The organism is Pseudomonas sp. HLT2-19-2 (genome assembly GCF_054898005.1).
In genome coordinates, this window is sequence record NZ_CM142712.1 from 1,496,829 (window position 1) to 1,517,546 (window position 20,718).

Sequence of the window (20,718 nt, forward strand, 5' to 3'; positions counted from 1 at the left end):
GGTGGGCTTTTCAGGTAGCCCGTAGCTGACGGCTGCCGGCAGGATGGTTCGATATAGAGCGTTTCATTGTAGGGATAGGCATGAAGATTTGGGCGTGTGCGAAGGGTGCTGACGGCTTCATCAACCGGGAGGATGGTCGGTACAAGCCGTTCTTCATTTGGCAAGTCCTCAAGATGCGCCGTATGAACCCTGCCGAATTCAGCGCGCTTACCTTCTTCAGTACCCATCTCCGCATAGATAAGCGCCGTGAGATGGTCGCCGTTAAGAATGGGTATTTTCGCTACAAGAGCGTCGATGCTCAGGCTACTCGATCTGGTGATAGCGACGGAGAATCCCTTCCACACGCCTATCTGATAGCTATCCTCTCACAGCTTCAAACGATCAATTTCAAGATTGGTGATGAGATCGTCCCATTCACGTTCACACGCCTTGTAGCAGAGGAAACCCGGCTGCGATTCGGGAACGGAAATGTCTACGTTCCTGACCTGTATGGAGAGTTCACCTCTGACAACCCCTTCCACAAGAAGTGGGGCGGGAAGCTGGCGATTGAGGTCTGCTACTCCAATCCGTGCAGCATGCAAAAGATCGTCGATTTCCGTGACCACGGTATCCCCATTATCGAAATCAAGATTGCCAAAAGCATTAATATTGAGACCTATATTGATAAAAATGACATTGAGGGAAGTATCGAGCGGGGCTATCAGAAAATTAACGATATCGCTTCAAACCAGTTGTTTTGCAGAGTCCTCTCTAACCCAGTGAGTATTGAGTTTCATCAGGATTATGTGAGGCAAACTGAAAAAGACCGATTGGAGCTGGCAGAGAAAAACAGACAGGATATGCTGGCAATTGCCAGGAAGTACCGAGAGGCGGAATCTCTTGCTGCTGATGTTTCCAAGCAGCGAGACAGTATTGCTGAAGTGAAAGATTTGCTGGCAAAGGACATGGCGGCTTTGGTGGTTTTAAATGATGGTCTGACGCAAACCGTGGAACAACTGAACGTCGAGCTGGGGAAATACAAGACGGCATATACGAACAGGGTCAATGAGATCAAAAGCTTGAAGGGCGAATTGGAGAATGCCAAGGCGGGGTTTTGGACGAAGGTCTGGCGGGCTATCAGCTCTGAGAAGGCGTAATCGAAAGCACCCACAAGCGGCTTTTTTGATTTTACAGATTATGTTTTTACCTTTCGCTTGGGTTTGTTCTCTTGCTCGATAGCACTGATAGTGCTAATGCATACAGCGTATGATGCTCTCGTCGGCGAATTTGGAATGTCCGTAGTTAAGGAAATTGATAGTAAAAAGGCTAAGGCAGAGTGCCTTGTCAATAAGAAAGTTTTTGTTAGAAAGTACTTGGTTTTTATAAGGTGGTGCCGCAGTGAGAGTTAATGACATAACTGGATATATTGGTGAGGAATATGTCTCAAACACTTTGCATAGAGTTATCGGAAAAGATCGAATATTCAGGGTTACCAATCTAGGGGCGAAATATGAGCTTTTTGACTTTATGGTTAACATAATGGCTCCGGACGGGAGCCCGACAGGACATTTTTTTCTATTGCAAGTTAAAGCTCAGGCAATCGAGGATTTTAAAGAGTCATTGGATATTGAATTTACTAGGGAAGAGGTTCAGATGGTAAAGCTGAGAAAGGTTCCCTCATATCTTGTGGGAGTTCATGTAAAGGGGAATCGGCAAAGGGGATACTTTATTGCTTTAGATTGCAATCGAGAAGCTGGTGTGTATAGAGTGCCGAAAACGCACAAGCTAAAGAATGATAATAATTTGTTGGCGCTAAGTTTGGAGGTTTCGAATTACTTCGATAAACATGCTAATATATTTTCATCCGGGTTTATTTGATTGGGGAACGTTATGTACGAAGATTTGCAGGATGTTTATAGTCGGGATGTCATATCCTTTCCTCTGGTGATCAAGGGGCATGAGGTAAGGAAGGGGGTTGTGATCGGCGGATTCAATATCTCTTTGGATGTTCAAAAGGTCGTTAATAATAAAATACAACGTTTTTTCGTGATTGTAAAAAGTACGGATTCAGACCCAGGACTTAAGGCAGAGTATCTCGCTGAAGTTAATAGCTTGAGGAGTGGGCTAGGTGTAATTGTTCACCTCGCTGTCGTCAATGATGTGACTAAAAAAATGGCGCTCAGCAAGGGGCTTGTCGAAAAAATGGACTTCCCAGATGAGGGATATGTGGTCGAGTCTTTTATACTACCGCCGTTACCAAGCACACCTGGCCCAACCCCTTATTCATGAGCAAAAGTGGGAAGTCTGCATGCTAGGGCGCATAGCCTCATGCACTCGCGAAATTTCCAGTCTTCTCGCGGAATTAGATTTACTTTTTAAGAATCAATACACAATAAAAAAGTGTTGCTTTCATTATGTGATTGATGCCATGAACCTCCCTGAATAGTAGGAGTGACTTTCTCATAAAATCCATGAAGGAAATTTCGTAGTACTTGTCTCTGCTCATACCTTCTTTTCCAGGATAATAGGTTATTAGCTGTGTAGATTCCTTGTATTCATACTTGTAGTGGGCAATGCCGTTTCTTAGTTTGTTGTCAATAGCGTTCATGTCAATTCGATAGAAGCATTCATCTATAAAAGCCAATTTGTTTCCAAGATCTACGTTTGCAAAAGCGTTTAGGTTCTCAAGTTCAGGTCTTACCTTCTGAGCTTTTGTCAGTTTTAGAGACGGTTCAAAAAGATTACTGTCTCCACGCTTTATTAGGTTGTTCAGTCCTGCCAGAAAGGTAAGTTGTCGCGAGAAAACCTCTGCTAAGTCTTTATAGTAATTGCTACAAGCATCGAAATCCGCTGTGGATATGCGAGCTGGAATTTTTCCAAGTTTTTCGTTATTCGCGTAGTCGTAAAAGAGTGCTGAGCGAAACGGCAAATCCATTGCAACTAACCTTGGATACAGTGATAAGCAATCGTGGTGCAGGTTTTTGAGGAAGCCGTTGCCTAATATCTCGTCAATAAACGCAATTGTTTTTTCGTTGTGGTGTTGGTGCAGCCATGTCAACAGTTTAGGTGCTTTCGAGCTTATTTCAGAATTGTTTTCATGGATTGTGAATGACGAAGACATTACGGATGTGGCTGTATACAGAGCAGCCAGAACATCCTCTTTTTTACGCGACGTTAGACTGACTCCGGGTATCTTTGAACACGTCTTTTGGAAGTTATCTATGTCACCGCGCTTGTACTGAGTAATCACACTTTTCAAATCGTTCTGCAACGGGTAGAGCAAATTCAGCATGTTAAGACGCTGATTTAAGTGCTGATACGATTCGTGGCCGATTTCTTGCGTAACTCGGAGGAAAGTTGTCATGCCCATTACGTATTTCCCGAAGTACGCAGGGAAGTCCAAGTGTAAATCAACGAACGGGTTGGTTCCATCAAAAAAGCTTTCAGAATCTTCCACGTCTGTGGCCCCCAACAATTCTTCATCGGGCTGGCCAAAAACAAATGAAATGCGCTCTTCACATAGTGGGCAAGCGAATTGGAATGGCTGAATGTCCCTGTTAGACATGCCAATTCTGCAATCGATTTTTGTGCCGCACGTGTTGCATTGGAAACATTTGCAGATATTCATGACTGTCCTTATTCATTGGCACCAGCACTAGGCTTAAACACGAAAAAACAACGTACGATTTGATGGCGGGGACCTGGGCTACGCGTGAGATTACCTCATTCTGGCCGATTTCTGCCTAGTACACGCCGTTAGCCGAATGGCCGTTACACCCGACTGCACACTCAGGGGTTAGCGGTTGGGGCAGGTGTTTAAGTTGTGGGCAATAACATTTTTCACAGCAAAGCGGGGCTCGGGAGTCAGTGGCATTCCTGGGGCACTGCGTAATGGGTGTCTGGGGAGGTTGATGTCAAAGCTGGCCGAGGGGTTTTTCCGTGTGCCCTGTGCGTTTGAGCGTACTAGCTTGCCGCGCAGCTTAGTATTATTCGTTAGTATGTGTACTAAGCGTTTTATGCAGCGCCGTGGCCGTCAGTCGGGGGTGTTGCGGTTGTTAGTATGGTTAGTGATCTGGAGAGAACTTCCGGGCGAATGCCTTCGACCAGATAACGAATATTGCCGAGGATCGGGTAATTACGGCGTACCGCGTGAGGTATTTGCAGCAGATCGAACAGGCCTACGAGGCTGAGAATGGCGGTGACGGCGGTGATCGGCCAGAGCCAGTCATGTGCCAGAAAGGGCAGGCTGGCGAGGGTAAACATCACGCAGACTGCAAAGAAGGCGTAGCGGCTGAGGAGTGACAGGCTCATACGGTTTCCTTGGGTTCGGACTCGGTGGGACAGTCAGGCACTTTGCGCCTGGAGAAATATCGAAAACAGCTCGGACTGGGACTTGATCCCGAGTTTGCTGTACATGTGTTTCTTATGGACTTTCACGGTTTCGACAGAGATTTCCAGTTTGCGGGCGATTTCTTTACTGGAGCAACCGCTGAGCATCAAGCGCCCGACATCCAGTTCCCGCGCGGTCAATTGCGCGCCTTTGAGTTGTTGCACCGACGCTACCAGCTGCACGCGCCAGTCGGTTTGCGGCGGTGCTGGTGCGAGGGCCAGGACTTCGTTTATTTCGTAGGGCAGGCGCTGGCGCAACAGGCCGAGCACCCAGGGCTGGATCAGCGACAGCAAAGCAATCTGCTGGCCGCTGAAGCGCTGCTTGCTGCCCAGTGACAGGCACAAGGTGCGGTCGCCTTCGAGCTGGCAATTGAACTGGATTTCATCGGCCACCACATTCAGACGAAAGTAGCGCTGGTAATACTCGGTCAGCTCGAAATGCTCCGGCGCCACTTCCGACAGGCGATAGAGCCCGGTGCGCGATTGCTCGCGACAGGCGATGTAGAACGGATCGAGCAGATACAAACCGCGCAGATAGTCCTGGAACAATTGATCGGGACTGCCGTCCGCGCCCGGGCATTCGGCGAACACTTGCGGGTGCTGATCGGCGCTAAAAAGCAGCGCCACCCAGCTGTCGAAAGTCACGTACTGATCCAGCAACCGCACAAGCTGCGTCCAGAAATTTGGCTTGTCGAGGGCGTCGATCAGTTGCCCGACCGAGCGGTGCCACGCGATGTCGTCTAACGAGAGTGTCATGCCTCTACCCCTATCGGGTTACCCCAGCGGCGTGATTCCCCGGCCGCTGGCTTGCTGCGCATACTGGCGCACAGACACCGGCCGGGGCAATCTTTCTGCCAGGCGATAAGAACAAGGAATACCCATGAAAGTCGAACTCGCTCAGTTGGCAGGCCGTGACAACGACACGGCATACAACCTCGAACGCGCGCTGAAGGCGATTGCTGCCTGTGCTGCCAATACGCAGCTGATTGTGTTTCCCGAAACCCACTTGATGGGCTTTCCGTCCCTTGAAGCATTGGCCGAAACTGCCGAACCGCTGGACGGTCCGACCGTCAGCGCGGTGCTGGCTGCGGCCCGTGAACGCACATCGCCGTGGTGATCGGCATGGCCGAGACCGACAACGGCCGCTTCTACAACACCACGTTGCTGATTACTCCCGAAGGTATCGCGCTGAAATATCGCAAGACGCACCTGTGGGCGTCGGATCGCGGTGTGTTCGAGGCTGGCGACCGCTACGCAACGTGTGAGTGGAACGGTGTTCGGGTCGGCCTGTTGATTTGCTACGACATCGAATTCCCGGAAACCGCCCGTGCCTTGGCGCAATTGGGTGCCGAGCTGCTGATCGTCACTAACGGCAACATGGACCCGTACGGCCCGACTCACCGCACCGCGATCATGGCCCGCGCCCAGGAAAACCAGGCGTTTGCGCTGATGGTCAACCGGGTAGAAGAGGGCGATGGCGAGCTGGTGTTTGCGGGCGGCAGTGCGTTGGTTGATCCGCTTGGGACTTTATTGTTCGAGGCCGGGCGAGAGGAGGGGCAGTATGCGGTTGAACTGGACCTGAATCAGCTGACGGCGGCGCGGCAGGATTATCGGTATCTGAATGATCAGCGGCTGCGGTTGCCGGGGGAGATTGTTGAGCATGCTTCTGGATTGCGGGAGTTGCTGATTCCTGCACGTTAACCGTAACCCCGATCGTTCCCACTCTGTGGGAACGATCATGCGCCAAGCTCGGCTCTGCCATAAATCTAATAAATTCGGAGTAGTCGCTCATGGCTCGTTTACAACGCACCCTGTCATTGGGTTCGGTGGTGCTGTTCGGCATCGCCTACATGACGCCGACCATTGTGCTCGGCACCTTTGGCATCCTCGCTCAATCCACCGCCGGCAGGGTGCCGTCCGCTTACCTGGCGGCGCTGGTTGGCGATTGGCGTGGTGTGTACCTGGCGGTGCTGAACGGCGGCTTCCGTCGCCAGCCACCGGAGATGGATTTCCAGGAGGCTACATAGGCGGGAACGGTTTGGATTGGTGAATCGGCAACTGGACCCGAAACGTGGTCCCCACGCCAACCTCACTGCGCACCGTAATATCCCCCCGGTGTTTTTTCACAATGCCATAGGACAGGGACAATCCGAGCCCTGTCCCCTGGCCCACCGGTTTGGTGGTGAAGAACGGGTCGAAGATTTTCTGCAGGCAGTCCGGCGCAATGCCGGAGCCGGTGTCTGCGACCTCGATCCACACCGTTTCAGCTTCAAGCCCGGTGCGCAGGGTGAGGGTGCCGCGTTCCGGGCCGATAGCCTGAGAGGCATTGACGATCAGGTTCATGATCACCTGATTGATTTGCGAAGGCAGGCATTCGATGTCGGGCAGCGCCTGGTACTCCTTCACGACATCGGCCTTGTACTTGAGTTCGTTGGCGACAATGTTCAAGGTCGATTCGATGCCCTGTTGCAGATTGGCCCACTGCCATTCCTGATTGGAGTCCACCCGAGAGAAGTCCTTCAGGTCCTTGACGATCTGCCCGACCCGGTTGATGCCGTCCTTGGATTCCTTGATCAGCAGCGGAATGTCGTCACGCAGGAACTCCAGTTCGACCCGTTCGCGCAGTTGGTTCAAACGCTCGATAAGTTCACTGGAGCCGATCGCCTCTTCCGCATCCCGATAGGCGTCGAGCATTTCCTGCAATTGTTTGAAGTAGCCATCCAGGGTGCCAAGGTTGGAGGAAATGAAGCCGATGGGGTTGTTGATTTCATGGGCGACGCCGGCCGCGAGTTGCCCCAATGAGGCGAGTTTTTCCGATTGCACCAGTTGGCTTTCAAGCTGTTTGCGCTCGTCGATTTCCCGCTGTAATTCAACGCTGGCCTCTGTGAACTGCCGGGTTCGGCGTTCGACCATTTGCCCTAAATGGTCCATTTGCACGCTGGCGCGTTCGGTCATGTCCCATTTGGTCAGCAGGGTGTTGGCCATCTGCTGGACTTCAATATTGTCGAACGGCTTTTTCAGGATCAGCAGCCGGTCATGCGCCTGCAAACGGTTCAGCAATTCATCCCAGGAATAGTCGGAATAGGCGGTGCACACCACCACCTGCAGGCGCGGATCTGCTTGCCACAAATGTTCGATGGTTTGCGCGCCGTCCCAGCCCTCAGGCATGCGCATGTCCACAAAGGCCACGGCGTAGGGGCGGTTTTCCTGCAAGGCCCACTTGAGTTTGCCCAGCCCCTCCTGCCCGCCGTAGGCCGAATCCAGTTCGAACAGGGCGCTGGCGGACTTCACTTCGCTGCCGAACAGCGTGGCCTCCATCTCGTCCAGTTCGACGGTCTGCTCCGGCGTGGGCGTGAGAATTTTGCGGAAGTCCACGTGAATGGACGGCGTGTCGTCGATCAGCAGAATGCGTCGGTTCGAACGCTCGCTCATGCTTCCACCAGTACGGCTTTCAGCGGGATCTGCAACGTGAACAGCGCGCCCTTGCCCGGTCCGTCGCTATGGGCGGTGAGGTGGCCGTTCATTTCGATGGCGGCCAGTGCACAGCTGTGCAGGCCGAAGCCGTGACCTTCCTTGCGGGTAGTAAACCCGTGAGCAAAGATCCGCGTCATGTTTTCTTCGGCGATGCCTTCGCCGTCATCCTTGACGCTGACTTGCAGGGTTGTGTCATCGACGATTTTGACCCCCAGGGTCATTTGTCGCGAGCGGTTGCTGAGGTCGGACATGGCGTATTTGGCGTTGCTGATCAGGTTGATCAGGATCAGCAGCAACCGGTGTTTGTCGCCCATGACCTGCGGTACATCGCCGTACTCCTTGACCACCATGACGTGGTGTCGGGTCAGCGCGCCGGAGTTCATGCGCAGGGCGTCCTCCAGCAATTCGCTGATGTGCAGCGGTTCCATCAGGCTGTTGGCGCCCGCGTAGGACTGCTGGGTGGCGACGATGTCTTTGATGTGGTCCACGCTTTTGGTCAACTGGGCCAATTCGTCGGCCATGCCTTGTTGTTCAAGGGCAATGGCCTCTACCAGTTGATTCAGGTAGCCGGGCAGCAACTTGCCTTTCGCGTCCTCGGTCAGAAAGTCGCCGAGGTCGCCTTGATGTTCGTTGATCAGCTGCATGGCCTTGCCCAGGCCCTGCGCCTTGCTGCCGCGCAGTTTGCGGGTCACCAGGTCGGCCGAAATGTTCACGCTGTTGAGCACGTTGCCGACGTTGTGCAACACATTGGTGGCGATCTCGGCCATGCCGGCCTGGCGCGCGGTATCGAGCAGTTCACTCTGGGTATCCCTGAGCTCGCGGGTGCGCTCTTCAACTCGCAGTTCCAGGTCTTCATTGGCGGTTTGCAGGGCTTTGTTGACGCGATTGATCACGGTGAAACTGCGCATCAGGTGAATCGCCAGGTACACCAGCAGCAACACCAGCAGCACCGAAAACAACAGCATGTAGAAGTGATAGCGCTGGTCGACCGCATCGGTCCGCTGCTGATCGGTGTTGAGCAGGTTGGTAATATCGTCCAGGCGTTCGGCCACGGGAACGGCTTCGATGTTTTCCAACAGCCGATTGACCACGGGTTGTTCGCGCAGGATCAACATGATGTGGTTGCTCAAAATATCGATGGGGCTGTGGAACTGTTCAGGTAGACGCTGTTTGTTCACCCCCATTTTGTTCAGCCCCAGCAGGATGTCGGCGGCCTTGTCATCAGAGGCGACCTGAGCGAACTCCATACTGCTGAGCAGCAAGTCATACGTGTCGGTGGCGATGTTCTGCAGTTGCAGTTTGTCGCCATCTACCAACCGGGCCAGCTGTTCCTGAATGTCGTCCTCGGCGGTGGGCAGGAACGCCAGCGAGTTGCGCAGCACGGCGTTGTGAGATTTGAACTGCTCCACCAACCGGGTCTTTTCCTGAATGGCGGTCAAGTAGGCATCGTGGCTGGCGCGCCAGATGGGCGGCTCTTTGCTGCCGTGGTTCGACTCCATCGTGTCGAACCGGTCCCACAGGTTCGTCATCTCGGTCAGCGGTGCGACCAACGGATCGTAGTTGTGACTGATGGCGATCCTGGCCTTGAGGATCTCGGTTTCCCATTGTGCGTTCAGCTGCTTGATTCGGCCGATCACGTCCCGGGATTCGGCGTAGGTCGTCGTCTGATTCGAGCTGGATTTGAGGTACAGGAACAGCAGCACCGAAGCCAGCATCACGGCCACGACGCTGAGCAACGCCAGGTTGCGGCGGTTAGATGTTTTCATAAGGGCTTGCCTCCCCACTCACCGGTCAGGGTTTTGAGGAATTTGATGATCAGGGTCTTGTCGTCGGCAGAGGGAATACGACCGAGCTGGAACGTGAACATCACGTCCACCGCCTCTTCGAGGGTCTTGGCGGAACCATCGTGAAAGTACGGCGCGGTCACGGCGACGTTGCGCAGGCTCGGGACCTTGAACACGTTGCGGTCCTCTTCGTCCTGGGTGACCAGATAGCGGCCCAGGTCGGCTTCGGTGGGGTTACCCCGAATCTTGAAGTAGTCGCCCATGACCCCGAACTTCTGGAACATGTTGCCACCGATGTTCACCCCTTGATGGCAAGCGATGCAGCCGTAATCCTTGAAGCGTTGATAACCGTATTTTTCCTCCCGGGTGAGAATGTCGGTATCACCCAGCAGGTATTGGTCGAAGCGCGAGTTGGCGCTGATCAGCGTGCGTTCGTAGCTGGCCAGGGCATTCTGCACATTGTTCATGGTCACGCCGTCGGGGTAGGCGTTGCTGAACGAGTTCTTATAAGTCGGGTCAGCGGTCAGCACCTCCACTACATGCTCCCAGTTACTGCCCATTTCACTGGGGCTCTGCACCACTCCGTGGATTTGGGTTTCCAGGGTGTCGGCGCGGCCGTTCCAGAATTGCCGGAAGTTCAGGCTGGCGTTGAACACGCTGGGGGTGTTGATCGTCACCGGCAGGCCGGCGAAACCGATGGAAAACGCCTTGTTGTCGGCCCCGCCGTTTTCCAGTCGATGGCAACTGGCGCAGGACAGACTGTCGTTGACCGACAAGCGTTTCTCGTTGAATAACTGGCGGCCGAGTTCGACCCGCAGCGGATTCTGTTGTGGCACCGCCGGCAGTGGTTTGAGTGGTTCATTCAGCGGCGCGGCGCCGGCGCTCAGGCAGAACCCGAACAATGGCACCAGAAGCAGGCGGTGAAAGGAAGGCGACATCTGATGATTCCTTGGCTTGGGGCCTGTGTGTCGTTGCGCATCGCTCACGTGGCTGCGGATGAAGAGGTCTGCACCGACCCCAGATACCGGACGAAGGCGTCCGGCTCCACGGCCTTGCTGAAGTAGTAACCCTGGCCTTCCTCGCATTGATGGGCCTTGAGGAAATCCAGTTGTTCGAGGGTTTCCACCCCTTCGGCAATGATGGTCAGCTTGAGGCTCCGGCCCAGGCTGATGATGGCGCTGACGAGGGCCGCGTCGTTGCTGTCGCTGCTTAAACCGCGAATGAACGACTGGTCGATTTTCAGCACATCGATGGGAAAACGCTGCAAGTAACTCAGGCTGGAATAACCTGTACCGAAGTCATCGATGGCCAGTCGCACGCCCATGGCCTTGAGCCGGGTCAGCGCGGTCACCGTGGTTTCGACGTTCTGCATCAAAACGCCTTCGGTGATTTCCAGCTCCAGCAAGGCCGGTTCCAGACCTGTTTGTTTGAGTATCAGTTCGATGCCGTCGACAAAGTCCCGCTGACGGAAATCGATGGCCGAGATATTCACCGACATACAGATTTTCGGTAGCCCCGCGGCCTGCCAGGCGCAGGTTTGTCGGCAAGCCTCGGCGAGCACCCATTTGCTCAACGGCACGATCAAACCGCTGTCTTCGGCCACACCGATAAATTTGGACGGGTAGACCAGACCGTGCCCCGGTTTTTGCCAGCGGATCAGCGCCTCGGCACCGACCACCTGGCCGCTGCTCAGGTCCAGTTTGGGCTGGTAATGCAGGACAAATTCGTTGTGCTCCAGCGCCAGGCGAATGCCAGACTCGATGCTTTGCTGATCCCGGGCGCGCTGGTTCATGTCGTCGATAAAAAAACTATAATCGTTCGGGCCGCTTTCCTTGACGTTGCGCATCGCGGTTTCGGCTTTCTTGATCAACGAGATGGCATCGAAACCGTCGTCCGGGTAAATGCTGATACCCAGGCTGGCAGTCACGCTCAGGTCGTGGCCGGCAATGTGCTGGGGCGCGCGGATGGCGTTCAAGAGTTTTTCGGCGATGCCCTTGGTCTGCTGGGGGTGGCGGACATCGGCGAGGATCACCACGAATTCGTCAGAGCCGTAGCGAAATACCGAATCGGACTCGCGAATAGTCGCCACCAGATTGCGGCCGACCTGTTTAAGCATCTCGTCACCGGCCGGATGACCCAGGGCATTGTTGATGCGCTTGAAGCGATCGAGGCCCAGAAACATCACGGCCAGTTGCTTGTCGTGACGACGGGACAGGGCCAGGGACTGGTTCAGCCGGTCACCGAGCAACGTGCTGTTGGGCAGTTCGGTCAGCACGTCGTACTGCAACAGGTGCGAGACCTTGAGCAATTCGTGGACCCGCGCCTCAATGGTTTGCTCCAGGCTCAGGACCTTCGTCGCTGCGTCCTGCGCCATCTGCCATTTCCAGGTCAGGGCACTGGCCATCTGGCGGATTTCCAGGCTGTCGAAGGGTTTTTTCAGCACCAGTAACTGGTCACCGAACTCCAGCCGTTCGGCCATGTCTTCCCAGGTGTAATCGGAATAGGCCGTGCACAATGCGATTTGCAGGTGAGGATCGGCCTTCCACAGTTGTTCGATGGTTTCCAGACCGTCCCAACCCGGTGGCATGCGCATGTCGGTGAACGCCATGGCATAGGGGTGACCTTCGGCCAGTGCGCGCGTGACCAGGTCGAGGGCTTCCTGGCCCTGGTAGGCCGAGTCGAGCTGGAACGTCAGCCGATCAAGCTGCACGGTGCCGAACAGGGCTTCTTCAGCACCAGCCAGGGTCTGTTCGCCTTCGGTCTCTGGGCCAAGAATCTTGCGAAAATCTTCATGAATCGAGGGTGTGTCGTCGATGATCAGGATGCGTCGGTTGGTCCGCACGAAAGGCGTTTTCATCCTTGATCCTCCGCGGAGCGTGGCGGGTTGTCCAGAATCTGCCCGATGTCGTTGTTCGGGGGCACGATGCTGCCGGCTTTCAGCAGCTCGGCGGCCTGCTGGCTGCTGACCGCTTTGCTGAAGAAGTAACCCTGAGCGTTCATCGGTGAACCGGTGGCCATCAGCGAGCTGCGTTGCTCCTGGGTTTCGACGCCCTCGGCAATGATGCCGACCCCGATTTCACGGGCGAAGTTGATGATGGCGCGCAGAGTGTTCGCGCAGGCCGGATCGCGGGCGGCGTTGTCGATGAAGGCCTGAGCGAGTTTCAGGTGATTGACCTGGTAGGTCTTGAGGTAGTCGAACGAGGAATACTCGGTGCCGAAGTCGTCGATGGCAATCTTCACCCCCAACTCACGCAGGCGCGGCAGCACATCGTTGTGGGTCCATTTGGTCTGGGCCAGCGTCGCTTCGGTGACGTCAAAGCGCAGGTCCCAGGGGCAAAGTTCCCAACGTGCCGTGGTGCGCAGCACGTCATAGATCAGCTCGGGGCCACTTTTGAGCTGGGTCAGGGACAGCTTGATCGCAATCACCGGCGGTGCCATGCCTTCGTCGCGCCATTGGCGCATTTGCTGGCAGGCGCGATCCAGCACCCAGTGACCGAGCGCGACGATGGTGCCGGTCTTCTCCGCGGCGGGCAGGAACGCCGGGCCTTCCAGTAAACCGCGCTCGGGGTGGTTCCAGCTGACCTGAGCTTCCATGCCGAGGATTTTGCCGCTGCTCAGGTCCACTTCTGGCCAGTAATGCAGTTCGAGTTCACCGTGCTCGATGGCCGCTCTCAAGTCGCTGGCGATGGTCATGCGTTCGACCACCTCCTGATTGATCTCCTCAGAGTGGAAGTGGTACTGGTTGCGGCCTTTTTCCTTGGAGCGATACAGCGCCATGTCGGCCTGGGTCAGCAGGCCGTCGGCGCTGGTGCTGGCCGGGTTGTAACTGCTGATGCCGATACTGACCGAGACCCGTACATCATTGCCGGCCAGGGAGTAGGGCAATACCAGCGTATCGCGGATCTTGGCGGCCAGGGCTGCGGATTGGGTCGGGTCACCGACGTCCTGCTGCAAGATCGCGAACTCGTCACCGCCGAGACGGGCGACCACATCGTTTTCGCGCACACAGGCCTTGATCCGGCGGGCAACCTCTTGCAACAACAAGTCGCCCACTGGGTGGCCGAGGGTATCGTTGATGCGTTTGAAGTGATCCAGGTCCAGGTAAAACATGGCGAAAGGTGCCGCCCCCCGACGAGCCGCGGCGAATGCCTGGTGTAACCGTTCGATCAGCGTCGCACGGTTGGCCAGCCCGGTCAGGCCGTCGGTGCGGGCCAGCAGGGCGATTTTTTCCTCGGCCAGTTTGCGCTCAGTGATGTCGATGATGATGCCTTCGACTTCCAGCAAACGGCCTTCATCGTCGCGCACCGGGATGTAGCGGTTTTCGACCCAGCGCCAGGCACCGTTGCTGGTGCGCATCCGAAACTCGATGGAAGCGCCCGCTGCATGACGGTCCAGCACCCGGGCCATGGCGGTGTCGACCTTCGTTTGATCATCGGGATGGATCAATTCCTGGGCCCAGTTGGCCGAGGCCACCAGGTTCGCGGCGATGTGACCGTACTTGGTGATGTTGTGCGAGATGTACATCAGCGGAAACGACGGCTCGCCCCGTAGCCGATACAGAATGGTCGGGCTGTTCTGCACAATGATGTTGGCATCGGACAGCTCCCGTGTGCGCTCCTCGACCGCCTGTTCCAGCAGCGACATTTTCAGCGCCGCGTCTTCGGTCATTTGCCACTTGGCGGTCAGTGCACTGGCCATCTGGCGTATTTCGATGGCATCGAAGGGTTTTTTCAGAATCAGCAGACGATCGCCCAGTTCCAGGCGTTCGTCGATGTCTTCCCAGGAATAGTCGGAGTAGGCGGTGCAAAGCGCCACTTGCAGCTTGGGATCGACCTGCCACAGCCGTTCGATGGTTTCCAGCCCATCCCAGCCCGGCGGCATGCGCATGTCGATGAAGGCCATTGCGTAAGGCATGTCGTTGGCCAGCGCCGTCTCGACCTTGTCCAGGGCTTCGAGGCCCTGGAACGCCGAGTCGAGTGTGAAGCTCTGCAGCGACAGCGCCGCAGGGGTGCCGAACAGGGCTTTTTCGGCGCTGATCAGGCTGTCGTCCTCAATCGAGGGGGGACTGAGGATCTTGGTGAAGTCCGCATGAATCGAAGCGGTGTCGTCGACGATAAGAATCCGTCGATTGGTCCGTGCCAGCAGCGTATTTATCGTCATACGCTGGTACCGGCAGCAGTGTGGTGCGGTTTATTCATAGGGGGCATCCTTTCCCTGATCACCTGGCCGAACGTACAGATTATGGATCCGAGTCACCTGAGCATAGTCCGCTGTCCAGCACTTCGCGCAACTCAAATGAGCTGATTCATTTCCGTTGGAGGGCTGAAAATCATCTAGCCTGTAGGTCAGGCTCCGGCAATAGGGGATGTTTGCCACGGGGCCTGCCGCAACGATGTGCCCGTTTGACTTGAGGTGACGCCATGGAAGAGCAACTCCCCACGATTGTGTACGATAAACCCAAGGTGCTGCTGGTCGATGATGAGGAGTCAATCCTCAGCAGCCTGCGTCGTCTGTTACGCAGCCAGCCCTACGAATTGCTGCTGGCCACCAGCGGTGCCCAGGCGCTGGAGATCATGGAGCAACACTCCATCGACCTGGTGATGACCGACGCACGCATGCCTAACATGGACGGCGCCACGCTGCTGGCTCACATCCATCAGCTTTACCCGACGACCACCCGGATTCTGCTCACCGGCTACGCGGACATGCCGACGATCATCAAATCCATCAACGAAGGGAAGATTCACCGCTATATCAGCAAACCCTGGAACGACGAGGAAATGCTCCTGACCTTGCGCCAGTCCTTGGCTCATCAACATTCCGATCGCGAACGCCAGCGCCTGGAGCAGTTGAGCCGGCAGCAGAACGCTCAGTTGAAGTCGCTCAACATCACCCTGGAAAAACACGTCGCCGCCCGTACCGCCGAACTCCAGCAGACTGCCGACATGCTCGACCTGGCCTATGAAGAGCTCAAGCGCAGCTATGTCACCGGCACCGAGGTGTTCTCGCTGCTGGCCAACTTGCGCTTGCCACCGGCCAAACAGACCAACCGCCAGATCATCGAACTGGTGCGGGTGTATTGCAGGCTTCACGAACTGGACGAGGGTACGAGCCGCGACCTCGCCATGGCCGCGGCACTCTACAACATCGGCAAGCTGAGCTGGACCGACAGCATGATCACCGCGCCCGCGGACCTGCTGCACCACAATGATCAGGAGCGTTATCGCGGTTATCCCAAGCAGAGCGAATCGCTGTTGATGACCCTCGACCCGATGAAGGACGCCGCCCGTCTGATTCTTCATCATCAGGAGCGCTGGGATGGCAGCGGTTTCCCCGACCGGCTCAAGGGCGAGGCGATTCCGTTCGGTTCGCGCCTGCTGAAACTGGCGGTGGATTTCATCGAGTTGCAGCGCGGGCTGATCCTCGAGCGGCAAATGAACAGCGATGAAGCGCTGGTCTACATCCGCAGCTATGCCGGGCGGCTCTACGATCCCGAACTGGTGGAAGATTTCATCCAGGTCTGTGCCGCGTACCTGAGCGATGTCTCGTTGGCCGATCCGTCGGTCAAGGTACTGACCACACGGGAAGTGGTGGCGGGCATGATCCTGGCGCGCAACCTCAATGCCGACAACGGCATGCTGCTGCTCAATGCCGGCAAGGTGTTGAATGGGCCGCTGGTGGAGAAGTTGATCGCCTTCGAAGCCATGGAAGGCGCGAAATACAGCATTTTTGTGAAGGTGCCAGAAGTAGAGGAGACAGCGCTGCTGGAGCGTGCAACGACATAGGCGTTGGCGCAGGATCTTTGCGGGGTGACGAAGCAGCGGCGGCTATGTGATCCTTGCGCCTTTTCCCCAAGGCCAATCTTGATCCATGACCCTTTCATCCGCTGCCTCGCCCCGTCTCATCCGCATCGCCGCCGCCCTGTTGATTGGCCCGGACGGTCGCACGCTGTTAGTCCGCAAGCGCGGCACCGAGGCGTTCATGCAGCCGGGGGGCAAGATCGAAGCCCATGAGCAACCGGTTCAGGCCCTGGCTCGTGAACTGGAAGAAGAGCTGGGCCTGGTCATCGATCCGGTGCACGCCACCTATCTCGGGCAATTCTCGGCACCGGCCGCCAACGAGCCGGGTTTTGTCGTCCAGGCCGAACTCTTTCAACTGACCATCGATTCAGACGTAGCGCCTGCGGCGGAGATTGAAGAGGTGCGCTGGATCGACCCGACCACCGACGGCAATGTCACGCTGGCGCCATTGACACGGGACCTGATCCTGCCGTTTTATCGAGCCTCGTTAACGATCGCCTGATCATTTCCCGAACGCTGATTTCATAAGAGCAAGGACTGCCCATGATTCCGCTTCAAGACTTGCTGATCTGACGCCGGGGCCGAACATGATCTACCTGATTTCCCGTTCGATCTGCCAGGGGCGCAAGGCCGGGGTGACTTCGTTGCTCGGTGTGGTCGCGGGGTTTTTCGTGCGCGTTCACCCTTCGAGGCGCAGCAATTGCCGCCGGACTCGTCCCGCAAACTGATCACCATGGGCTTTCTGACCAGCGCCCTGAACCCGAAGATCGCCATGTTTTAATTGTCGGTGTTTCCGCAGTTCATCACCTCTGAGCACGGTGCGGTGTTCACCCAGAGCATCATTTTGGGCCTGACCCAGATCAGCGTCAGTTTCAGCGTCAATCTGCTGATCGCGCTGTCAGCGCACTGCGCTGACACCATCCAGTGTGGAGAACGACGTGTCCTTGGCCGTCAGCAAAAAATCGCGCATATACGGCGCATCCAGCATGTCGGCCCGAATCCCGGCGTACAGCGTCGCAAACAAACCCTTCTCGCCCAGCCGCTTGGCCTTCACGTAACCCCGTGAGCTGTATTCATGCAGCGCCCAATGGGGCATGCCGCACACGCCGCGACCGCTGGCCACCAATTGCATCATCATCACCGTCAGTTCCGACGTGCGGACCTGAGCCGGTTCGACATCCGCCGGTTCGAGGAAGCGGGTGAAGATGTCCAGCCGATCACGTTCCACTGGGTAGGTGATCAGCGTTTCGGTGAGCAAATCTTCCGGAACGATGTAGGCCTTGCTCGCCAAACGGTGTTGGTTGGCCACCGCGAGCATCGCTTCGTAGGTGAACAACGGCACGTAAGTGATCCCGGCCAGTTCCAGTGGATCGGAGGTCACCACCAAATCCAGATCGCCACGGGCCAGCGCAGGCAACGGGGCGAAGGAGAACCCCGAGGCCAGGTCCAGTTCGACTTCCGGCCAGGCATCGCGGAACTGGTCGATGGTCGGCATCAGCCACTGGAAGCAGCTGTGGCACTCGATTGCCATGTGCAAACGCCCAGCGGTGCCACCGGCCAGCCGCGCGATATCGCGCTCGGCACCCCGCAGCAACGGCAGAGTGGCGTCAGCCAGTTGCAGCAGGCGCAAACCGGCGCTGGTGAAGCGCACCGGTTTGGTCTTGCGCACGAACAGCGGCATCCCCAGCCGCTCCTCAAGCTCCTTGAATTGATGGGACAGGGCCGACTGCGTCAGGTGCAGGCGGTCGGCCGCATCCACCAGGCTATCGGCTTCGCGCAAGGCGTGCAGGGTCTTCAGGTGACGGATTTCAAGCACCGGGGGCTCCATGAGGAAAACTTGTGATCAACACGAAAAAGTTGAGTTTGTCTCATGTTGGGTTGGCTGTCGACAATAGGGCCATCTTTTACAGGGAGAAATTCACCATGGCTCTGGCCCACACACTTGGTTTTCCGCGCATCGGCGCTGACCGCGAACTGAAAAAAGCCCTTGAATCCTACTGGAAGGGCGATCTGGATCAGGACGCGCTGAAAAGCGTCGGCCGCCAACTGCGCGCCACCCACTGGCAATTGCAGAAAGACGCTGGCATCGACCTGCTGCCTGTGGGCGACTTCGCCTGGTACGACCAGGTTCTGACCCATTCCTTGACCTTCGGTGTGATCCCCGAGCGTTTCGACAGCGCCAAAGATGAACGCGGTCTGCCGACCCTCGACACCCTGTTCGCCATGGCCCGTGGCGCCACGGCTGCCTGCTGCGGCGGCGAACACGCCCAAGCGCAATACGCCCAGGAACTGACCAAGTGGTTCGACACCAACTACCACTATCTGGTCCCGGAGTTCGCCGCTGACCAGCAGTTCAAACTGAGCTGGGAACAACTGTTCGACGAAGTCGACGAAGCCAAGGCTCTGGGGCACAACGTCAAACCGGTGATCATCGGCCCACTGACTTACTTGTGGCTGGGCAAGGCTAAAGGCAACGACTTCGACAAGCTCGATCTACTGGAACGCCTGCTGCCGATCTATGGCGAAATCCTCGGTCGCCTCGCCGCCCAAGGCGTGGAGTGGGTGCAGATCGATGAACCGATTCTGACCCTCGACCTGCCACAGGCTTGGAAAAACGCCTTCGAACGCGCTTACCACATCCTTCAATACTCGCCGCTGAAAAAACTCGTGGCGACCTATTTCAGCGGTCTGGAAGACAACCTCGGCCTGGCGGTCAGCCTGCCGGTGCACGGCTTGCATATCGATGCGGTGCGGGCGCCGGATCAACTCGGCCAGGTGCTGGATCGTCTGCCGACCTACAAGATTCTCTCGGTGGGGCTGGTCAACGGCCGCAACGTCTGGCGCTGCGAGCTGGAGCAAGTCCTCGCTCAACTGCAACCAGCCCAGGAACGTTTTGGTGACAACCTGTGGGTCAGCAGTTCCTGCTCGCTGCTGCACAGCCCGGTGGACCTGGATCGCGAAGACAAACTCGATCCTGAACTGAAAAGCTGGCTGGCCTTCGCCGTACAAAAGTGCGGTGAAATCGCCGTGCTGCGCGATGCCCTGAACGACCCACAAGCGCCCAAGGTGCAAGCCGCCCTGGCCGAAAGCCGTGCCATTCAGGTCAGTCGCGCCGAGTCGCCACGTATCCACAAAGCCGAGGTGCAGGCGCGCATCAACGCCATCGGCACGGCGGACAGCCAACGCCATTCGCCGTTTGCCAAACGCATCGAGCAACAACGTGCGCGGTTGAAACTGCCGGCATTCCCGACCACGACCATCGGCTCGTTCCCGCAGACCGGTTCGATTCGTCTGGCGCGGCAAGCGTTCAAGCAAGGCAAGCTGTCGGCCAACGATTACACCGACGCGATGCACAGCGAAATCCGCCACGCCGTGCAAGTCCAGGAACGCTTGGGACTGGACGTGTTGGTGCACGGTGAAGCCGAGCGCAACGACATGGTCGAGTACTTCGCCGAGCAACTGGACGGCTACCTGTTCACCCGTTTCGGCTGGGTGCAGAGCTACGGTTCGCGCTGCGTGAAACCGGCGATCATCTACGGCGACCTGAGCCGCCCGAACGCCATGACCGTCGGCTGGATCACCTATGCACAGAGCCTGACCGACAAGGTCATGAAGGGCATGCTCACCGGTCCCGTGACCATGCTGATGTGGTCGTTCGCCCGTGAAGACGTCTCGCGCAAAGTCCAGGCGCAGCAATTGGCGCTGGCCCTGCGTGACGAAGTGGTGGACCTGGAAGCTGCCGGCATCAAAATCGTGCAGATCGACGAAGCTGCATTCCGCGAAGGCTTGCCGCTGCGCCGGGCGCAATGGCAGGAATACCTCGACTGGGCGGTGGAAGCCTTCCGCTTGAGCGCCTCCGGTGTGCGGGACGAAACCCAGATCCACACCCACATGTGCTACAGCGAATTCAACGACGTGATCCAGTCCATCGCGGCGATGGACGCCGACGTGATCACTATCGAAACCTCGCGTTCGGACATGGAATTGCTGGAGGCTTTCGAAGCCTTCGACTACCCGAATGACATTGGCCCCGGCGTCTATGACATCCACTCGCCACGGGTGCCGGACACGGCCGAAATGGTGAAGTTGATGAGCAAGGCCGTTAAACGGATTCCGGCCGAGCGGTTGTGGGTCAATCCGGATTGCGGGTTGAAGACTCGGGCGTGGCCCGAGACTGAGGCGGCGTTGGTGAACATGGTGGCGGCGGCTCGGCAATTGCGCAGTCAGTTGGCCTGATTGGCTGACGACAAAAAAACCGCCTCTGCAATCAGAGGCGGTTTTTCTAGTGCGAC

14 protein-coding genes and 4 pseudogenes are annotated in these 20,718 nt (G+C 56.7%); 9 read left to right on the forward strand and 9 right to left on the reverse strand.

Going from position 1 to position 20,718, the window contains the following annotated elements:
* The first annotated feature begins 80 nt into the window (after positions 1 to 80).
* From ACYZTU_RS06890 to ACYZTU_RS06900, 3 genes are all read left to right on the forward strand, one after another.
* A complete protein-coding gene (locus ACYZTU_RS06890) occupies positions 81 to 1,136 on the forward strand; it encodes a hypothetical protein (RefSeq protein ID WP_461968952.1) in 1,056 nt (351 codons plus the stop codon).
* A 241-nt stretch (positions 1,137 to 1,377) separates the two neighbouring features.
* The gene (locus ACYZTU_RS06895) at positions 1,378 to 1,857 is read left to right on the forward strand and encodes a hypothetical protein (protein WP_461968954.1); all 480 of its coding nucleotides are present in this window, start codon (positions 1,378 to 1,380) and stop codon (positions 1,855 to 1,857) included.
* Positions 1,858 to 1,869: 12 nt separating this feature from the next.
* Entirely contained in the window at positions 1,870 to 2,268 is a 399-nt protein-coding gene (locus ACYZTU_RS06900) for a hypothetical protein (RefSeq protein ID WP_461968956.1), read from the forward strand.
* Between the two features lie 79 nt (positions 2,269 to 2,347).
* Here ACYZTU_RS06900 and ACYZTU_RS06905 read toward each other — a convergent pair whose 3' ends face one another.
* The 3 genes and pseudogenes from ACYZTU_RS06905 to ACYZTU_RS06915 all read right to left on the reverse strand — a co-directional run bounded on the left by ACYZTU_RS06905 (position 2,348) and on the right by ACYZTU_RS06915 (position 5,124).
* A complete protein-coding gene (locus ACYZTU_RS06905) occupies positions 2,348 to 3,607 on the reverse strand; it encodes a hypothetical protein (RefSeq protein ID WP_461968958.1) in 1,260 nt (419 codons plus the stop codon).
* Between the two features lie 452 nt (positions 3,608 to 4,059).
* Positions 4,060 to 4,290: pseudogene (locus ACYZTU_RS06910) on the reverse strand (FMN-binding glutamate synthase family protein); the annotation flags it as partial.
* A gap of 33 nt (positions 4,291 to 4,323) precedes the next feature.
* The gene (locus tag ACYZTU_RS06915; protein ID WP_461968960.1) at positions 4,324 to 5,124 is read right to left on the reverse strand and encodes a helix-turn-helix transcriptional regulator; all 801 of its coding nucleotides are present in this window, start codon (positions 5,122 to 5,124) and stop codon (positions 4,324 to 4,326) included.
* A gap of 124 nt (positions 5,125 to 5,248) precedes the next feature.
* Here ACYZTU_RS06915 and ACYZTU_RS06920 point away from each other — a divergent pair.
* Positions 5,249 to 6,069, forward strand: a pseudogene (locus tag ACYZTU_RS06920) (carbon-nitrogen hydrolase family protein).
* Between the two features lie 89 nt (positions 6,070 to 6,158).
* Positions 6,159 to 6,302, forward strand: a pseudogene (locus tag ACYZTU_RS06925) (amino acid permease); the annotation flags it as partial.
* 85 nt (positions 6,303 to 6,387) lie between these two features.
* On the opposite strand, the gene ACYZTU_RS06930 reads toward ACYZTU_RS06925, so the two are convergent.
* Genes ACYZTU_RS06930 through ACYZTU_RS06950 form a run of 5 tightly spaced genes read right to left on the reverse strand, consistent with a single transcriptional unit; the run spans position 6,388 to position 14,786 of the window.
* Positions 6,388 to 7,800 carry an ATP-binding protein gene (locus tag ACYZTU_RS06930; protein ID WP_461968962.1) on the reverse strand — a complete coding sequence of 471 codons (1,413 nt, stop codon included), beginning with the start codon at positions 7,798 to 7,800 and terminating at the stop codon, positions 6,388 to 6,390.
* The gene (locus ACYZTU_RS06935) at positions 7,797 to 9,608 is read right to left on the reverse strand and encodes a DAHL domain-containing protein (RefSeq protein ID WP_461968964.1); all 1,812 of its coding nucleotides are present in this window, start codon (positions 9,606 to 9,608) and stop codon (positions 7,797 to 7,799) included. The genes ACYZTU_RS06930 and ACYZTU_RS06935 overlap by 4 nt, the downstream gene beginning before the upstream one ends.
* The gene (locus ACYZTU_RS06940) at positions 9,605 to 10,564 is read right to left on the reverse strand and encodes a cytochrome-c peroxidase (protein WP_461968966.1); all 960 of its coding nucleotides are present in this window, start codon (positions 10,562 to 10,564) and stop codon (positions 9,605 to 9,607) included. The genes ACYZTU_RS06935 and ACYZTU_RS06940 overlap by 4 nt, the downstream gene beginning before the upstream one ends.
* Before the next feature lie 44 nt (positions 10,565 to 10,608).
* Positions 10,609 to 12,483 (reverse strand): putative bifunctional diguanylate cyclase/phosphodiesterase, encoded by a 1,875-nt coding sequence (locus ACYZTU_RS06945; protein ID WP_461968968.1) that lies wholly within the window; start codon positions 12,481 to 12,483, stop codon positions 10,609 to 10,611.
* Complete coding sequence (locus tag ACYZTU_RS06950) at positions 12,480 to 14,786, reverse strand: EAL domain-containing protein (protein WP_461968970.1); 2,307 nt, start codon at positions 14,784 to 14,786, stop codon at positions 12,480 to 12,482. Before ACYZTU_RS06950 ends, ACYZTU_RS06945 begins: the two co-directional genes overlap by 4 nt.
* 260 nt (positions 14,787 to 15,046) lie before the next feature.
* On the opposite strand from ACYZTU_RS06950, the gene ACYZTU_RS06955 reads away from it, so the two are divergent.
* The 3 genes and pseudogenes from ACYZTU_RS06955 to ACYZTU_RS06965 form a co-directional block, all read left to right on the forward strand.
* Positions 15,047 to 16,411 carry an HD domain-containing phosphohydrolase gene (locus ACYZTU_RS06955; protein ID WP_461968972.1) on the forward strand — a complete coding sequence of 455 codons (1,365 nt, stop codon included), beginning with the start codon at positions 15,047 to 15,049 and terminating at the stop codon, positions 16,409 to 16,411.
* Between the two features lie 85 nt (positions 16,412 to 16,496).
* Entirely contained in the window at positions 16,497 to 16,928 is a 432-nt protein-coding gene (locus ACYZTU_RS06960; protein ID WP_461968974.1) for an NUDIX hydrolase, read from the forward strand.
* Positions 16,929 to 16,950: 22 nt separating this feature from the next.
* Positions 16,951 to 17,330, forward strand: a pseudogene (locus ACYZTU_RS06965) (LysE family translocator); the annotation flags it as partial.
* Here the strand turns inward: ACYZTU_RS06965 and metR are convergent.
* The gene (gene metR / locus ACYZTU_RS06970; RefSeq protein ID WP_290023492.1) at positions 17,325 to 18,242 is read right to left on the reverse strand and encodes a transcriptional regulator MetR; all 918 of its coding nucleotides are present in this window, start codon (positions 18,240 to 18,242) and stop codon (positions 17,325 to 17,327) included. The pseudogene ACYZTU_RS06965 and the gene metR sit on opposite strands and share 6 nt — an antisense overlap.
* A 107-nt stretch (positions 18,243 to 18,349) precedes the next feature.
* On the opposite strand from metR, the gene metE reads away from it, so the two are divergent.
* On the forward strand, positions 18,350 to 20,662 hold the full coding sequence (gene metE, locus ACYZTU_RS06975; RefSeq protein ID WP_461968976.1) for a 5-methyltetrahydropteroyltriglutamate--homocysteine S-methyltransferase: 2,313 nt from the start codon (positions 18,350 to 18,352) through the stop codon (positions 20,660 to 20,662).
* Positions 20,663 to 20,718 lie beyond the last annotated feature (56 nt).

Bases quoted from the DNA above. Each gene is read 5' to 3' on its own strand.
- ACYZTU_RS06890 (WP_461968952.1), top strand. From the start codon at position 81: ATGAAGATTTGGGCGTGTGCGAAGGGTGCTGACGGCTTCATCAACCGG.
- ACYZTU_RS06900 (WP_461968956.1), top strand. From the start codon at position 1,870: ATGTACGAAGATTTGCAGGATGTTTATAGTCGGGATGTCATATCCTTT.
- ACYZTU_RS06905 (WP_461968958.1), bottom strand. From the start codon at position 3,607: ATGAATATCTGCAAATGTTTCCAATGCAACACGTGCGGCACAAAAATC.
- ACYZTU_RS06915 (WP_461968960.1), bottom strand. From the start codon at position 5,124: ATGACACTCTCGTTAGACGACATCGCGTGGCACCGCTCGGTCGGGCAA.
- ACYZTU_RS06930 (WP_461968962.1), bottom strand. From the start codon at position 7,800: ATGAGCGAGCGTTCGAACCGACGCATTCTGCTGATCGACGACACGCCG.
- ACYZTU_RS06935 (WP_461968964.1), bottom strand. From the start codon at position 9,608: ATGAAAACATCTAACCGCCGCAACCTGGCGTTGCTCAGCGTCGTGGCC.
- ACYZTU_RS06940 (WP_461968966.1), bottom strand. From the start codon at position 10,564: ATGTCGCCTTCCTTTCACCGCCTGCTTCTGGTGCCATTGTTCGGGTTC.
- ACYZTU_RS06945 (WP_461968968.1), bottom strand. From the start codon at position 12,483: ATGAAAACGCCTTTCGTGCGGACCAACCGACGCATCCTGATCATCGAC.
- ACYZTU_RS06950 (WP_461968970.1), bottom strand. From the start codon at position 14,786: ATGACGATAAATACGCTGCTGGCACGGACCAATCGACGGATTCTTATC.
- ACYZTU_RS06955 (WP_461968972.1), top strand. From the start codon at position 15,047: ATGGAAGAGCAACTCCCCACGATTGTGTACGATAAACCCAAGGTGCTG.
- ACYZTU_RS06960 (WP_461968974.1), top strand. From the start codon at position 16,497: ATGACCCTTTCATCCGCTGCCTCGCCCCGTCTCATCCGCATCGCCGCC.
- metE (WP_461968976.1), top strand. From the start codon at position 18,350: ATGGCTCTGGCCCACACACTTGGTTTTCCGCGCATCGGCGCTGACCGC.